This window comes from Nonlabens marinus S1-08 (genome assembly GCF_000831385.1).
Classification (GTDB): domain Bacteria; phylum Bacteroidota; class Bacteroidia; order Flavobacteriales; family Flavobacteriaceae; genus Nonlabens; species Nonlabens marinus.
This window is the reverse complement of sequence record NZ_AP014548.1, coordinates 1,047,537-1,060,506: the sequence shown is the minus strand read 5'-3', so window position 1 is coordinate 1,060,506 and position 12,970 is coordinate 1,047,537. Positions and strand designations below refer to the sequence as shown.

Here is a 12,970-nt window from a genome sequence, read left to right as displayed (position 1 = left end):
TAGGCGGCATGAGTAAACAAGGAGCATTGTGCCCCTTGATAGAACAATTGAAATATCAAATTATTGTCTAGTTGCGCTTATCTTCTCCCCACAGTAATTTATGACGAAGTGTTTTAATAAAACTTTGATCGTGTAGCTCGATCAAATCTATGGTGAAATCAGCCTTTTTAAGTGTAATCTCAGTAGCATTAGGGTAAGAGGCGATACGGTTATCGAGGGAGGCAAGAAACTCTTCTTCCCTTCCTATAATTTTAACTTTAATGGTGGTGTGATCTGGAATAACTAAAGGTCTTGCATTGAGGTTGTGCGGTGCAATAGGTGTGACGACAAAAGCATCTGTGTCTGGGGAAATCACTGGACCACCACAGCTCAGGCTATACCCTGTGGAGCCTGTGGGTGTAGAAATAATTAATCCATCTGCCCAGTAGGAAGTAAGCAACTCACCATTAAGATGCGTTTCGATCTGTATCATCGAGGTCGTATTCATACGGCTTACCGTCACCTCATTTAGTGCAAAGTTATTAGGCGGCAGGTGGTTATTGGGATGGTTTGAGGTAGCCGTAATCAAGGTACGCTTTGTCAATGTATACCTGCCGTTAATAACGTGCTGTACAGCTTTGTCAATTTCGTCTTGTTGTACAGTTGCAAGAAAGCCTAGCCTGCCGGTATTCACTCCTAGAATAGGAATATCTAACCTCCCTATGTAAGCAACCGCCCGTAAAATGGTCCCATCACCTCCTATGCTGATCAGCATATCAAAGTGTAAATCTAGTTTTTCAAAGACCGCAACGCTTTCTGGCAACTCTATTCCATCTAACATCTCATAGAACTCGGACTCTATGAGTACCTGACAAGATTCTTTGACAAATGCCACAACAATAGACTGCACCGTTGAAAGCGCATCATCGTGCACGTATTGCCCGTAAATAGCAATTTTCTTCATTAAATATTCAAATATTTATCTAGATAGTCAGATCGTTCTTTAAGGGCGTCTAAATAAGAATCATCCTCTGCAGCGCTTACAACATCATAACTATACCTTCTGAAGGTTTGCAGTACCGCATTAACATTTGCCGGACTTATCTTCAAGGTAATTTCACTAATATGATCTCTGTAATTACTTACAAAAAACCCAAAGATTTTAGAATCGTTAGACTCCACGATTTGTGCAATTTCACTAAAACTATAATCCGTGGATCCTTTTTCAATAACAATCACTGCCCCTGATTCATATAAAAAAGGAGAATCACTGAAGTGCTGCATGATGTCCTTAAGCTCATAATATCCCAAGTACTTATTTTTCTCATCCAGTACGGGCATCACGTTTGAGTTGTGCTGCGCAAAAGCTTCCAGCACGTCTAGCCAGTGCGTGTCTTCTCTGACCATAAATACATCAAAGGCATACTTCACATCAGTCAAACTTTGACCGGCTTCAAAACAGTGCGCATCAGTTTCAGACACGCAACCTACATACAGTTCCCCATCCATTACCGGCATGTGAGAAAAGGTGAGCTGCTGGAATATCTTCTTAGCATGCTGCACGCTGTCCTTTAACTCCAGTGGTTCTACGTCATTGATGATGTACTCTCTGATATCCATCCTTACTTACTTACTTTTCCTGCAAATTAATCAATTCTCTACTTATAGCTTGAAGCCTTAGTTTGTATTTTTGGTTACTCAAACAAACCCTATGGCTATTCTAAGCGTAAACATCAATAAGATTGCCACATTGCGCAACTCTCGTGGAGGAAATGTTCCAGATCTATTAAAAGTTGCTATGGATTTAGAGCGTTTTGGCGCCCAAGGAATTACCATTCACCCACGTCCAGATGAGCGTCACATCAAATATCAAGATGCACGCGACCTAAAAAAAATAGTGACTACAGAGCTGAATATTGAAGGTAATCCTATAGATAGCTTTATTGCTCTAGTCGATGAAGTCAAGCCGGCACAAGTCACGCTGGTTCCAGATGCTCCTGATGCCATTACTTCCAATGCCGGCTGGGACACGATCAAGCACGCCGATTACCTGAAAGAAATAGTAGCCCATTTTAAAAATCAAGGTATACGTACCAGCATCTTTGTAGATCCAGTAGAAGCTATGATTACAGGCGCTGCAGCAACAGGCGTGGACCGGATAGAGTTGTATACGGAAGATTATGCCAGACAATACACGGATAATAAAGAGAAAGCAATTGCTCCTTATATAAAGGCAGCTCATAAAGCGACGGAATTAGATCTGGGCATAAACGCTGGCCATGATCTTTCCCTAGAAAACATTCAATACTTCAACGAGAAACTAACAGACCTAAAAGAAGTAAGCATAGGGCATGCTTTAATTGCAGAAAGCCTCTATTTAGGCTTAGAAAATGTGGTTAATATGTACAAACACCGCTTGTCATGATTCTTCACAGTATCATTTTAGGAGAAGGACAACCCTTCGTTATCCTCCATGGGTTTTTAGGAATGGCAGACAACTGGAAAACCTTAGGAACCCAATGGAGCGAGGATGGGTTTCAAGTCCACTTGTTAGATCAACGCAACCATGGACGTAGTTTTCATTCCGATGGATTTGACTACAATCAGATGGCTCAAGATGTCAAAGATTATTGCGAAGAGCATCAACTAGACAACATCATACTATTAGGGCACAGTATGGGTGGAAAGGTGGCTATGCGCTGTGCCGTTTTGTTTCCAGAGCTTATCGATAAGCTGATTATCGCAGACATTGCTCCAAAAGCGTACCCGCCACATCACAGCGATATCATCCACGCCCTACAGGCGGTGAATCTAGAAAACTTGAAATCTCGGAGCGATGCGGACGAGTCCCTGGAAAAGGGAATCAAGGATTTCGGTACACGCCAGTTTTTATTAAAAAGCCTTTATAGAAAATCTAAAAACACCTACGACTGGCGGTTCAATTTGCCAGCATTAGCCGTAGCACAGTCTAATGTAGGTATGCACGATGCTATCGATAAACCTATTACCATCCCGACCTTATTCATACGTGGCGGCAATTCTGGATACATTCTAGATGCTGATAAACCTGCTATTGATTACGCTTTCGCGAAAGCGGAACTTCGCACCATTCCCAATGCAGGACACTGGCTACATGCAGAGAAACCGGAGGAGTTTAACAAACTAGTTGAAGAATTCGTAAAATAAATTTATTATGCTAGCATAATGATTACGAAAACGCTTGCGTAATATCAATTTAATATTAAATTTGACCACTCTTTACTAAATTCATTATATAAACGTTTGAATATGAACAAATTAAAAGTTTTCGCTGTACTTTGTTTGATATCAGCAGCAGCTTATGCTGGTGGATATCGTGTCAGCACACAGAGTAACAAGCAGTTGGCCATGGGTCATACTGGTGTTGCTGTGGTTAACAGTGCAGATGTGCTGTTTTTCAATCCAGCTGGGTTGGTACACCTAGAGAACAAGCTCAATGTGAGCGTTGGAGGATTCGGTGTATTTTCTGATGTAAATTATCAAAACGAAAATACTGGAGCATTTGCTGAGACTGATAGTCCAGTAGGAACTCCGTTCTATGCTTATGCCAGTTATGCGGTGAGCGACAGCTTTGCAGTAGGTCTTGGGATCTACACTCCTTATGGTAGTAACGTTACCTGGCCTACAGACTGGGAAGGTTCACACCTAGTAAATGAGATCGAACTTCAAGCTATCTACATTCAACCTACTTTATCTTACCAGATCTTTGAAAACGTAAGTTTAGGTGTTGGTGCTATGATCGCCATTGGTGGCGTTGATTTCAATAGAAACGCTTCCCGTTCTTTAACTGATGAGCAAGGAAACCGTTCTAACGTGGCAATTAGCGATAGTGGCGTTACTGGTATCGGCTGGAATGCAGGTATCCTTTTCACACCTACTGACAACTTGAGTATTGGGTTTAACTACCGTTCTTTAATAGACATTGAGAGTGAAGATGGTGAGGCCACATTTAGCAATTTCCCTAACAGCCCATTAGTTCCAGCAAATGGAACTCAAGGGTTCACAGCTACTCTTCCTTTACCAGCTGAGGCTACTTTAGGTGTTGCATACACTACCGAAAAGTGGTTGTTTGCCTTTGATTACAACCGTGCTTTCTGGAGTGAGTATGAAAACTTAGATATCGTGTTTGCAGATGGTAGTGAATCTATCAATCCAAGAAATTACAAAGATGCTTCTGCTTACCGTTTAGGTGTGCAATACCTAGCAACGGACGCATTAACACTGCGTGCTGGATATTACTTTGACGAGTCTCCAGTACAATCTGGATTTTTTGCTCCAGAGACTCCACGTAATGATTCTAATGGCTATACGTTCGGCTTCTCTTATGCGTTCTCGCCAAGATTTGCCATTGATGCCTCTTTCCTTTATTTGAGATTTAAGGAAATTACAGAGTCTTATGACTTCTATTCAGACCCAGGTGCGGCACCAGCGCCATTCCGCGGGACATATAAATCGAGAGCACTGATTCCTGGAATCGGTATCACTTATAGCATGTAAAAAAATGAAAATGAAAAACAATTTTAAATATCTAGCTCTTTTTGCAGCTGCCGCTGTATTTGTGAGCTGTGAAAATGAGTTTGAAGACTCTGTTGAAAATGGAGATGTGTATACTGCTGGAGAGGCTGATTTCTCTAAGTATGTAGCTGTAGGTAATTCATTAACCTCAGGATTTGCAGATGCCGCTTTATATGTAGAAGGGCAGCAAAATTCTTTCCCTAACATCATGGCCCAACAATTTGAGCTTGTAGGTGGTGGAGTTTTCAATCAACCTTTAGTAAATGATAACTTAGGTGGTCTATTGCTCAATGGAACTCAAATCACTCAAAACAGGTTTGTACTTGCTGCGAATGGTGGAATTCCAGCAGGACCAATTGTACTTAATGGGACCCCTACTACTGAAGTAACCAATAAATTTACTGGACCCTTAAATAACTTCGGTGTACCTGGGGCTAAAAGTTTTCACCTGGGAGCTGCTGGCTATGGCTCAGTTGCTGGAGTAGCTACAGGTAGAGCAAACCCTTATTATGCGCGTTTTGCAAGTGATGAGAATGCAACCGTTATTGGTGATGCTGCAGCTGCAAATGGGACTTTCTTTACGTTGTGGATAGGTAATAATGATATCTTAAGTTATGCAACTTCTGGAGGATCAGGTGTAAACCGGAATGCGTCTAATGCACCGGAAAATCTTAATCCTGCTGTTTATGGAGGTAATGACATCACTAACGCAAATGTATTTGCTAGTGTTTATTCAGGATACGTGACCGCGTTGACTGCTAATGGAGCTAAGGGTGCTTTAATAAACATACCAGATGTGACTTCAATTCCTTTCTTTACAACGGTACCTTTTAACGCCATCCCATTAGATGCGCCTACGGCCGCTTTTGTGAACCAGAGTTATGCAAATTATAATGCAGCTATAGCTGGTTATGGTCAAACGCCGTTACTTTCTACTGAAGAAGCTGCCGCAAGAAGAATCAATTTTGCTGCTGGTCAAAATGCCGTGGTAATTCTTGATGATGACCTTACCGCTTTACCTAATCCGGCAAACCCATCTCAAATGTTACCTAAGCTGCGTCAAGCTACGGCTCAAGATTTAATCACGTTCCCTACAGCTTCTATTCTAGGTACCCTTGCAAACCCTAATGACCCTACATCGGTTAGAGGTGTTGCGGTACCATTAGCAAATGCAAATGTTTTAACTGTAAGAGAACAAGCTCGTGTAAAAGCGGCTCAAGATTCTTACAACGCGACTATTGCAGCTCTAGCAGCAGCAAATGGGTTAGCTTTAGTAGATGCTCAAGCAGCATTGAGAACTGTAGCTGATACAGGAGTATCTTTCAACGGAGGAGTACTTACCAGCACGTATGCTTCTGGAGGTGCATTCTCTCTTGATGGAGTTCATCCTACACCTAGAGGTTATGCATTTACTGCAAACACTATTTTGAACGCTATCAATAGCACGTACAACTCTAATGTCCCATCAGTTAACATAGGACAATACAAGTCTGTACAACCTAGTAACGGCTTATAGCACATCAAATAATCTAATTTATTAAGCATCCGCTAAGACTTTGATCCTGGCGGATGTTTTATTTTTGGGCAAAACTGAACGACCTATGAAATTTCTTCTCAATCTTTTACTCACGGCTATTTTAGTAATCCTTCTCTCATACCTACTTCCAGGGGTATCTACAGATGGGTTTTTAACCGCAGTATGGGTAGCATTAGCTTTGTCTGTACTTAATTTTATCGTTAGACCAATCCTAGTCATATTGACCTTGCCGATAACAGTATTAACCCTAGGCATCTTTTTACTGTTTATCAATGCATTTATCATAATGATGGCAGACTGGCTCGTGAGTGGGTTTGAAGTAGAAAACATATGGTATGCACTCATCTTTGCCTTGTTACTAGCTATCGCAAGATCCATCCTAATCAAAACAACAGAGGACAAGGGTCGCTAAGACTCTAATCTAGTTTTGTTAAGAGGGAAATAAAGGTTAATTTTGCAGCCCGAATTTAACAGCATAAAAGTCTTTAAATGAATATCAAGCGCACTGACAACGACGCACTTACTGCCACCCTAACTATTGAGGTTGCACAAGCAGATTATAAAGAGAAAGTAGACAAGATTCTTGCAGATTACCGCAAGACAGCTACCATTCCAGGATTTAGAAAAGGCCACGTACCAGCGAGCTTGATCAATAAGAAATACCGCACTCCTATACTAGTAGAAGAGATCAATAAATTGATTCAAGAGCAATTGAACAATTACATCTCTAAAGAGAATCTCAATTTGCTAGGGAATCCTTTACCTGTAGAGCAAGGTGAAATCGACTGGAATTCTGAAAATTATAGTTTTGATTTTGAAATAGGAATGGCTCCTGAGTTTGAGGTAGATCTAAAAGGCCAGAAAGCCATTACCCACTATGAAATTAAGACTGATGATGCGACCATCAACAAACAGATTGACCGCATCAGAGAGCAATACGGTAAGTTAATCAGTAAGACTGAAGTTGAAGCAGGAGATCAGGTGACTGGAATCTTCCGCAATGATGATGAAGGAATCAATACTGATGCTACATTTACCATTGACAAGATCAAAGGGAAAACGAATGAGAAAAAATTCATTGGAGCTAAAAAAGGAGATACGCTAGAATTGAACACTAAGGGTCTTTTCAATGACGATCACGACTTGATGAACTTCTTGAAGATTGAACACGATCAAGCTCATGATCTAGATATCACAGTAAGTTTTGAAATCACTGAAGTAAACGAACGTGAGAAAGCAGACCTGAACCAGGAGTTTTTTGATAAGCTTTTCGGTCCAGATGTGATCAAAAGTGAGGAGGAACTTAGAGAGCGATTGAGAGAAGATGCTAAAAAGCAGTTCGCACAACAGACAGATCAGAAGCTATTGACTGATGTAACGGAGACTTTAATCGAGAACACAAAATTCGATCTTCCAGCAGATTTCCTTAAAAAATGGATCGCAAATAATGGAGAGAAAGAATTGACTGAAGAAGAAGCAGCTGCAGAGTACGAGCGTTCTGAAAAAGGGTTGAGATACCAGTTGATCGAATCAAACATTTTAAAGTCAAATGAAGACTTGCAATTGAAGTTTGAAGAATTGAAAGCTTATGCCAGCGCTCAGATTAGAGAACAAATGAAGCAGTACGGTCATATGGATGCGACTGATGAAGAAGTAGACCAGATTGTCGCGCGCATCATGCAAAATCAAGAAGAGGTAAAGAGAATGAGTGAGCAATTGCAGAATGAGAAAATGCTCCAATTCTTCAAAGACAACGTTAAGTTGAAAACTAAAGAGGTCACATACGAGGACTTCATAAAAGAAGCTTACGACGCCTAAGCCCTTCTATAATCACTATATTTAGGCGTTGACTTTTACAACTAGGTTAACGCCTTTTTATTATAAGAAAAAGTAATATTACGGTTATGGATATAGCTAAGGAATTTGAAAAATACGCAGTAAAAGATCGCGGTGTGAACCCGATGTATTACGATAAGATTATGGGGAATATGTATCCTAATAATCTCACTCCCAATATCATAGAAGAACGTCAAATGAATGTTTTGGCCATGGATGTTTTTTCCAGGTTGATGATGGACCGTATCATATTTATGGGTACAGGGGTCAACGATCAAGTGGCAAACATCATACAAGCACAATTGCTCTTTCTGGAAAGTGCAGATGCTAATAAGGACATTCAAATCTACATCAACTCGCCAGGAGGTAGCGTTTATGCAGGATTGGGGATCTACGACACCATGCAATTCATCAAACCAGATGTCGCAACAATCTGTACAGGAATGGCAGCCAGTATGGGAGCCGTTCTATTATGTGCAGGACAAAAGGGGAAACGTAGCGCATTGCCACATTCCCGCGTCATGATCCACCAGGTATCTAGTGGAGCTCAAGGACAAGCGTCTGATATTGAAATTGCGATACAAGAAACGATCAAATTGAAAGAAGAATTGTATCAAATCATCGCTCAACATACGGGTAAGACCTATGAACAAATTAATGAAGATAGTGACCGTGATTTCTGGATGCGTGCAGACGAGGCACTAGAGTACGGTATGATTGATGAAGTCTTAAAGAGAGACAAATAGAAGCACGTTAATTAGGGTTAGTTCGCTTTCGCGAAAGCGAAAAAGCCCCACCAACATCTTACCTCACAGCTCATATAGCAGGAAGGTATAAAATCAGAGGAATGAGTAAGGAACAATTAGAATGTAGCTTTTGCGGGCGCAACAAGGCGGAAACGAATTTGTTGATCGCTGGACTCGACGCGCACATTTGTGACCGTTGTATAGAGCAGGCACATGGAATCGTTTTAGAGGATAGCAAGGAAGATGAAAACGGAGTTTCCAAAGCAGATTTGACGCTTAAAAAGCCCAAAGCCATTAAGGATTTTCTAGACCAGTACATCATTGGTCAAGAGTTCACTAAAAAAGTAATGTCTGTAGCCGTATACAATCACTATAAAAGATTGTTGCAACCATCTTCTAACGATGACATTGAGATCCAAAAGTCCAACATCTTAATGGTGGGACAAACGGGAACAGGTAAAACCTTAATCGCAAAGACGGTTGCTAAAATGTTGAACGTACCGCTAGCCATAGTGGACGCCACCGTTTTAACTGAAGCCGGATATGTAGGAGAAGATGTAGAGAGCATCTTGACCCGATTACTACAAGCTGCTGATTACAATCTGGAGAAAGCTCAAACAGGTATTGTTTTTATAGACGAGATCGATAAAATTGCTCGTAAAAGTGATAACCCTTCTATTACTAGAGACGTATCTGGTGAAGGTGTACAACAAGGCTTATTAAAACTTCTTGAAGGAACTGTAGTAAACGTCCCGCCTAAAGGTGGTCGCAAACACCCAGACCAAAAATTCATTGAGGTAAACACAGAGAATATTCTATTTATTGCGGGTGGTGCTTTTGATGGTATCGAGAAAGTAATACGCAAGCGATTGAATATGCAAGCGGTAGGGTTCTCAGCGAGTATGTCAAATGACCAAGTAGTGGAAAAGGACAACCTTTTGCAATACATCATTCCTAAAGACATCAAAGATTTCGGGATGATCCCAGAGATCATTGGTCGTTTACCAGTATTAACCCATATGAATCCGCTGGATGCAAATACGCTCAGGGCGATTCTTACAGAGCCTAAAAATGCCATTATCAAACAATATGAAAAGCTGTTTGAAATGGACGATATAAAGTTTACGGTAACAAACGATGCTTTAGATTACATCGTAGGTAAAGCTATTGAGTACAAACTAGGTGCTCGAGGATTACGATCCCTCTGCGAAGCTATTTTGACAGACGCCATGTTTGAAATGCCTGGAGGTGATACTAAAGAATTTAAAGTCACTAAGCATTACGCTGAGTCTAAATTAGACAAAAGCGGAATCCAGAAGCTGAAAGCAGTTTCTTAAAAAGGATAGAGTTTAATTTAGAAAAACTTGTTGGATAAGTTTTTCATTCATAAATGATATAAATGAACGCTAAACTAGTACTAGTAGCAATGACCTTCATAGCTCTTGTAGTTGTGAATAGCTGCGGTGAAAAAGAGGAGTCTAACTCCTATGAAGTAGCTTATGTAACCGCGGTAGATGCCCCAACATCTGTAAAGGTCAATGAGCCAGTCAACATCAATGTAAGTTTCGAAGTGCGAAATGGATGTGGAATGTTTGAAAAGTTTGAAGAAACAAAAGATGGCCAACTTATAACTTTAGAGGTAAAAGCATCCTATAAAGACGGTATGTGCACTCAAGCTATTAAAACAATAACCGCAGATTACACTTTTACACCTAGAGAGAAAGGAGATTATCAAATAAGATTTAAATCAAGCCCCACTGCATTCAAAACTGTAGATTTACCTGTCGATTAAGTGCGGGTCTACACTTTATTCAATACGATTTCAAAAGTTGTTCCTTTATTAATCTTGCTTTCCTTTACTTGTAACTTGCCGTTGTGATAGTCATTAATGATTCTTTTAGCAAGTGATAATCCAAGACCCCAACCTCTTTTTTTAGTGGTATATCCTGGGGTAAAAATGCGTTTCCAAAGTCTTTTAGGTATGCCCTTTCCCGTATCAGAAACGGTAATGTGAACCCGGCGCGCATCTTCTTTCAAACGCACGTTTATGGTTCCCTTGCCACGCATAGCGTCAATACCATTTTTAATAAGGTTTTCAATTACCCATGCAAATAGCTGCTCATTCATCGCTACCAGGATGGGTTGTTCAGGTATTTCAATGTGAAATTGAATTAGTTTTGAAGAGCGGGAACTTATATATCCAGCGGCTTGTCTGGTTTGATCTGTTATATCAAGCACTGTAAGTTTAGGAATGGATCCGATTTTGGAGAATCGGTCGGTAATCATCTGCAAGCGGTTGATGTCCTTTTCCATTTCATCCACATAAGTGGGATCAATTTCCGAATCTCGTAATATGGCAGTCCAGCCTACAAGTGACGATAAAGGCGTACCTATTTGGTGCGCGCTCTCTTTAGCCATTCCAGCCCAGAGTTTGTTTTGTTCTGCGGCTTTAGTAGATCTATAGAAAAATAAGATCACCGCACCGAATAAGAACATAATCAACAACAACGCTAGCGGATAGTATTTCAACTTAGTCAACACCTCGCTATCGCCATAATAAACAGTGGTAAAGGGTTTCCCCTGGTAGGTAATTACCAGTGGCTCGTTTTGCTCTTGATACTTTATCAAAAGCTCACGGAGTTTTGTGGAATCGGAAACTATATCTTCAGGAAGATTTCGCGCTTCTAATTTTCCATCCACATTTTCTAAAATCATTGGTCCAGTGGTATTGCCCATCACGGTATAACCCAGATCGCCTAAGTCAGCATCTAGAGGTTGATTTGCTAAATCCTTGAAAGCAATACTATATTCTTGGATGTTTCTCCTCTCTAGGTTCTTGAGCTTCTGAAAGAAAATAAAAGTATTCCAAAGAATAAGCGAGGTCACTAAAACTGCAAAAACGATGATGATCCATCGCAACAGGTTTTTATTTGAGGTAAAATTCATGAAGAAGCTTCAGTTCAATTTTAAAAATACAACTATTCCCTAAACGTGAAATCTTAGCATAAAGTACACCTATTGCCAGGTAATCGTATTGGAAGGAGTCGCTAGAAATACTACCTTTGAAATCTTGCAATAATCCCGTGAAAATAAGACCAGAAGACATCGAGAATGCACAAATGTACGGCCACCTGGTAAGTGCTGTGCAACCGCGACCTATTGCATTTGCAAGTACAGTAGATGAACATGGGACCGTCAACCTTTCTCCGTATTCGTTTTTTAATGTCTTTAGTGCAAATCCACCTGTTTTGATTTTTTCTCCAGTGCGACGTGGTAGGGATAATACCATCAAGGACACCTTGCGCAATGTTCAAAAAACTGGCGAGGTAGTGATAAACATAGTCAACTTTGATATCGTACAACAAATGTCACTTTCTAGTACAGAGTATGATACAGGCGTCGATGAATTTGTAAAATCTGGGTTGACCGCTGTGCCTAGTGATGTGGTCAAACCCCCACGAGTGGCGGAAAGCCCTGTGCAATTTGAATGCAAGGTCATAGATATCAAAGAACTAGGGACAGAAGGTGGTGCCGGTAATCTCGTGATTTGCGAGGTGGTCTGCATGCATATCAATGATGCGATTCTAGATGAGAATCAAAGCATCGATCCATTCAAAATAGACACTGTGGCTCGTATGGGCAGCAACTGGTACTGCCGTTCCAAAGATGCCATGTTTGAGGTAGAGAAGCCTAGCCGCAATCATGGTGTAGGTGTAGATGCCTTACCTGAACTTGCTAGAAATAGTCAGGTTTTGACTGGCAACGATCTAGGAAAATTAGGGAATATTCATAAAGTACCAGAGGCTGATGAAGTCCTCGCTTTCGCGAAAGCGGAAAATCTATATCACTTATCAATTAATGACAAACATCTTAAGGCCCAGCAGTTAATTGCAAACAATTCCATTGCCGAAGCCTGGAAAATTTTATTATCATAACTATGGAAGTACAAGGAAAAATCAAAGTAATAGGAGAAACCAAAACTTACGGTTCTAACGGTTTCCAGAAACGTGAAATGGTAGTTACAACTGAGGAGCAATACCCGCAACCCATCATGGTGGAGTTTGTGCAAGACAAAACCAGCCTGCTGGATGCTTTTAATGTAGGTGACGCTGTAAAAATAGGAATCAACTTGCGCGGCCGTGAATGGCAAAGTCCGCAAGGTGAGACTAAATATTTTAACTCTATTACTGGATGGCGTATTGAAAAAATGGGCACTGGAACTGCACCGGCTGGTGATGTACCTCCATTTGACGAGTATGACCCTATCACTAATTCTAGTGACGAGGATCATGATGACCTTCCTTTTTAGGAAATAACT

General features: G+C 40.8%; 14 protein-coding genes. 11 read left to right on the top strand and 3 right to left on the bottom strand.

The genetic code is table 11. The features are described from left to right. Positions 1-67: 67 nt before the first annotated feature. Entirely contained in the window at positions 68-943 is an 876-nt protein-coding gene (locus NMS_RS05005) for an NAD kinase (RefSeq protein ID WP_041495716.1), read from the bottom strand. After that, positions 943-1,599, bottom strand: coding sequence for a CBS domain-containing protein (locus NMS_RS05000; RefSeq protein ID WP_041495715.1), 657 nt, complete (start codon positions 1,597-1,599; stop codon positions 943-945). The genes NMS_RS05005 and NMS_RS05000 overlap by 1 nt, the downstream gene beginning before the upstream one ends. A 91-nt stretch (positions 1,600-1,690) precedes the next feature. Between NMS_RS05000 and NMS_RS04995 the strand changes: the two genes are divergently transcribed. The 9 genes from NMS_RS04995 to NMS_RS04955 all read left to right on the top strand — a co-directional run bounded on the left by NMS_RS04995 (position 1,691) and on the right by NMS_RS04955 (position 10,444). Continuing rightward, complete coding sequence (locus NMS_RS04995; protein WP_041495714.1) at positions 1,691-2,404, top strand: pyridoxine 5'-phosphate synthase; 714 nt, start codon at positions 1,691-1,693, stop codon at positions 2,402-2,404. After that, positions 2,401-3,165: an alpha/beta fold hydrolase gene (locus tag NMS_RS04990; protein ID WP_197539477.1), complete on the top strand. Its 765-nt coding sequence runs from the start codon at positions 2,401-2,403 to the stop codon at positions 3,163-3,165. The genes NMS_RS04995 and NMS_RS04990 overlap by 4 nt, the downstream gene beginning before the upstream one ends. 102 nt (positions 3,166-3,267) lie before the next feature. Further along, a complete protein-coding gene (locus NMS_RS04985) occupies positions 3,268-4,515 on the top strand; it encodes an OmpP1/FadL family transporter (RefSeq protein WP_041495713.1) in 1,248 nt (415 codons plus the stop codon). A 10-nt stretch (positions 4,516-4,525) separates the two neighbouring features. After that, complete coding sequence (locus NMS_RS04980) at positions 4,526-6,049, top strand: lipase (protein ID WP_041497482.1); 1,524 nt, start codon at positions 4,526-4,528, stop codon at positions 6,047-6,049. A gap of 85 nt (positions 6,050-6,134) precedes the next feature. Continuing rightward, a complete protein-coding gene (locus NMS_RS13670; protein WP_084217613.1) occupies positions 6,135-6,482 on the top strand; it encodes a phage holin family protein in 348 nt (115 codons plus the stop codon). A 77-nt stretch (positions 6,483-6,559) separates the two neighbouring features. After that, positions 6,560-7,888, top strand: coding sequence for a trigger factor (tig, locus tag NMS_RS04970; protein ID WP_041495711.1), 1,329 nt, complete (start codon positions 6,560-6,562; stop codon positions 7,886-7,888). An 86-nt stretch (positions 7,889-7,974) separates the two neighbouring features. Next, positions 7,975-8,652 (top strand): ClpP family protease, encoded by a 678-nt coding sequence (locus NMS_RS04965; RefSeq protein WP_041495710.1) that lies wholly within the window; start codon positions 7,975-7,977, stop codon positions 8,650-8,652. A gap of 101 nt (positions 8,653-8,753) precedes the next feature. Further along, positions 8,754-9,989 carry an ATP-dependent Clp protease ATP-binding subunit ClpX gene (gene clpX / locus NMS_RS04960; RefSeq protein WP_041495709.1) on the top strand — a complete coding sequence of 412 codons (1,236 nt, stop codon included), beginning with the start codon at positions 8,754-8,756 and terminating at the stop codon, positions 9,987-9,989. A 62-nt stretch (positions 9,990-10,051) separates the two neighbouring features. After that, a complete protein-coding gene (locus tag NMS_RS04955) occupies positions 10,052-10,444 on the top strand; it encodes a hypothetical protein (RefSeq protein ID WP_041495708.1) in 393 nt (130 codons plus the stop codon). A gap of 8 nt (positions 10,445-10,452) precedes the next feature. Here the strand turns inward: NMS_RS04955 and NMS_RS04950 are convergent, their stop codons facing one another. Beyond that, positions 10,453-11,598: a sensor histidine kinase gene (locus NMS_RS04950; RefSeq protein WP_041495707.1), complete on the bottom strand. Its 1,146-nt coding sequence runs from the start codon at positions 11,596-11,598 to the stop codon at positions 10,453-10,455. A gap of 173 nt (positions 11,599-11,771) precedes the next feature. On the opposite strand from NMS_RS04950, the gene NMS_RS04945 reads away from it, so the two are divergent. Together NMS_RS04945 and NMS_RS04940 are read left to right on the top strand one after the other, a co-directional pair. Further along, on the top strand, positions 11,772-12,587 hold the full coding sequence (locus NMS_RS04945) for a flavin reductase family protein (protein ID WP_052477051.1): 816 nt from the start codon (positions 11,772-11,774) through the stop codon (positions 12,585-12,587). 2 nt (positions 12,588-12,589) lie between these two features. Next, on the top strand, positions 12,590-12,961 hold the full coding sequence (locus NMS_RS04940) for a DUF3127 domain-containing protein (protein ID WP_041495705.1): 372 nt from the start codon (positions 12,590-12,592) through the stop codon (positions 12,959-12,961). Positions 12,962-12,970: the final 9 nt, after the last annotated feature.